Here is a 2,529-nt window from a genome sequence, read left to right as displayed (position 1 = left end):
ATCTGGCCGGTGAGATCAAGGAGAGACCCATGCTCGATGCCCTGCGCGATGCGGTGAAATCGGTGATCAGGCCCGGCGAGGGCCGGCTGGCCCATGCCCCTGCCGATCATCCGCCGGTCAAGGGCGCCAAGGTTGGTATCCTGCTGGCCAATCTCGGCACGCCCGATGCGACCGATTACTGGTCGATGCGGCGCTATCTGAACGAGTTTCTGTCAGACCGGCGGGTGATCGACTTTCCGGCCTGGAAGTGGCAGCCGCTGTTGCAGCTGATCATCCTCACCAAGCGCCCCTTCACCAGCGGCGCCAATTACAAGCTGATCTGGGATCAGGCGCGCAATGAAAGCCCGCTGATGACCATCACCCGTGATCAGACGGAGGCGCTGGCCGCGGTGCTGAAGACCGAATATGGCGATCAGGTCATGGTCGATTTCTGCATGCGCTATGGCAACCCCTCCACCCTGTCGAAGGTGCAAGCCATGGTGGAGGCGGGCTGCGAGAAGATCCTGTTCTGTCCGCTTTACCCGCAATATGCAGGGGCCACGACCGCGACGGCGAATGACCAGTTCTTTCGCGCCATGATGAAGCAGGGCCGCCAGCCCGCCAGCCGCACCTTGCCGGAATATTTCGATCATCCCGCCTATATCGAGGCCCTCGCGCAATCGGTGGAGCGCGCCTATGCCGCGCTGGATCACCGGCCTGATGTGCTGGTGGCCAGCTATCACGGGATGCCGAAACGCTATCTGATGCAGGGCGACCCCTACCATTGCCAATGCCAGAAAACCACGCGACTGCTGCGCGAGCGGCTGGGCTGGGAGAAGGGCGAGATCATCACCACCTTCCAATCGGTCTTTGGCCGCGAGGAATGGTTGCGCCCCTATACGGTGGAACATGTGGCCGAGCTGGCGAAACAGGGCAAGAAACGCATCGCCGTGATCGCCCCCGCCTTCAGCGCCGATTGCATCGAGACGCTGGAAGAGATCAAGGGCGAGATCTGCGAGAGCTTCGAACATGCCGGGGGCGAGGTCTTCACCTATATCCCCTGCCTGAACGCCGAACCCGCCCATATCACGGCGCTGGCTTCGGTGATCCGCGAAAATCTGGCGGGCTGGCTGTAAGCCGCCGCTGAATAGCAAAAAGGCGCCCCAAGGGCGCCTTTCTTATTTTGCGACAGCCGCCGCGACGATCAGCAGGGTCAGCAAGGACACCACCACAGTGCCAGTACCCACAGACCCGCTCGGCGTGCCATTCATCACAACCACCTGCGGCGGGTCTTCCGCTGAAACGACCGGCCCACCGGCCAGCGCGGGCAAGGCAGTGGCGGCAAGCGCCAGCGAGAGGGCAAGGGCTTTCATCGCGGCCTCCTCAGATCAACAGAACCTGCGCGCCAATTTGCACCAGTTCATACAGCTCTTCCACATGTTCGTTATACATGCCGATACAGCCATTGGACGACTTGCGCCCGATCTTGCGCGTGTCATGCGTGCCGTGGATGCGGTAATATTCCCAACCCAGCCACATGGCCCGGGTGCCCAGCGGGCAATCCGGCCCCGGCGGGATGAAATCCGGCCAATCGGGGTTGCGCTCTTTCATCGAAGGCGTCGGGCGCCAGCTGGGCGCCGGGTCTTTCTTCACGATGCTGGTGCGGCCCAGCCGCGTCAGCTCGGTCGAGACCGGCACCGAGGTCGGGTAAAGCTTGTAGGTCACCTGATCGGCGGCCCAGTAATGCAGCACGCGCGACTGGGTATCGACCAGAATGGCGCCCTTGTTCAGATCGGGGAAATAGGGCTGCCAATCCAGCATGCGAAAGCTGGCCACGTTGCTGCGGATGCCGCCTTGCTGCGCGAAAGCCGGCAAAGCCGAAGCGGCCAGCGTCGCCGCAGCCCCGGCCAGCAGGGCACGACGCGTGGGCTTGAAGATGGTGTCAGCAGACATCCGCTGCGCTCCTGTCGTTACGAATTGAGCGGTTTTTAGCCGCACTGCTGCAAGATCGCAATTCAAACCCCTGTCATTCGGCGGTTTCACGCAGAGTTGGGTTTGATCCTGCACAAGTGTTTGGCTAAAGACAGCGAGTCCGAAGCCTTTGGTGTTTGCGAAATGATGAAATTCTCGGTTCTGGCCCTCTGCGCCGCTACGGTTCTTGCCGGTTGCGCCACTGGCCCCTCCGGCCCCCAGCTGGGCCCGGATGGCCGGCCATTGCCGGTGATCTACAAGATCAGCCGCGCCGACGAGGCCGAGATGCCGGTGCGCATGCGTGATTCGCTGAACACCCTGCGCGCCGCGCGCGGTCTTGGCCCGGTGGAGATCAACCCGGCCCTGACCAGCGCCGCCATGGCGCATTCGCGCGATATGTCGGCCCAGGCCCGGCCCTGGCACTTTGGCTCTGACGGTTCCTCGCCGCTCTACCGGGCGCAGCGCGCGGGCTATATGGGCCATTTCCAGGGCGAGCTGGTGGCGGAAACCTACGAATCCGATCTGGACACGCTGGGCACCTGGGCCGGGCAGCCCGATACGCTGGGCGTGCTGATGGAC

4 protein-coding genes are annotated in these 2,529 nt (G+C 63.0%); 2 read left to right on the top strand and 2 right to left on the bottom strand.

Going from position 1 to position 2,529, the window contains the following annotated elements:
- Window positions 1-29 precede the first annotated feature (29 nt).
- Window positions 30-1,115, top strand: coding sequence for a ferrochelatase (gene hemH / locus JNN06_RS06600; RefSeq protein ID WP_291238802.1), 1,086 nt, complete (start codon window positions 30-32; stop codon window positions 1,113-1,115).
- Window positions 1,116-1,157: 42 nt separating this feature from the next.
- On the opposite strand, the gene JNN06_RS06595 is transcribed toward hemH, so the two are convergent.
- Together JNN06_RS06595 and JNN06_RS06590 are read right to left on the bottom strand one after the other, a co-directional pair.
- Window positions 1,158-1,352: a hypothetical protein gene (locus JNN06_RS06595; protein ID WP_291238801.1), complete on the bottom strand. Its 195-nt coding sequence runs from the start codon at window positions 1,350-1,352 to the stop codon at window positions 1,158-1,160.
- 10 nt (window positions 1,353-1,362) lie between these two features.
- Window positions 1,363-1,932: a L,D-transpeptidase gene (locus JNN06_RS06590; RefSeq protein WP_291238800.1), complete on the bottom strand. Its 570-nt coding sequence runs from the start codon at window positions 1,930-1,932 to the stop codon at window positions 1,363-1,365.
- Between the two features lie 165 nt (window positions 1,933-2,097).
- Here JNN06_RS06590 and JNN06_RS06585 point away from each other — a divergent pair.
- Window positions 2,098-2,529: CAP domain-containing protein (locus JNN06_RS06585; RefSeq protein ID WP_291238799.1), on the top strand; the 432-nt coding region annotated here is incomplete at its 3' end.

Origin of the sequence: Gemmobacter sp., from assembly GCF_016792925.1 — a bacterium.
Lineage (GTDB): Bacteria > Pseudomonadota > Alphaproteobacteria > Rhodobacterales > Rhodobacteraceae > Gemmobacter.
Note: the sequence above shows the minus strand (reverse complement) of the source record. Positions and strands in the feature narration are given on the sequence as shown.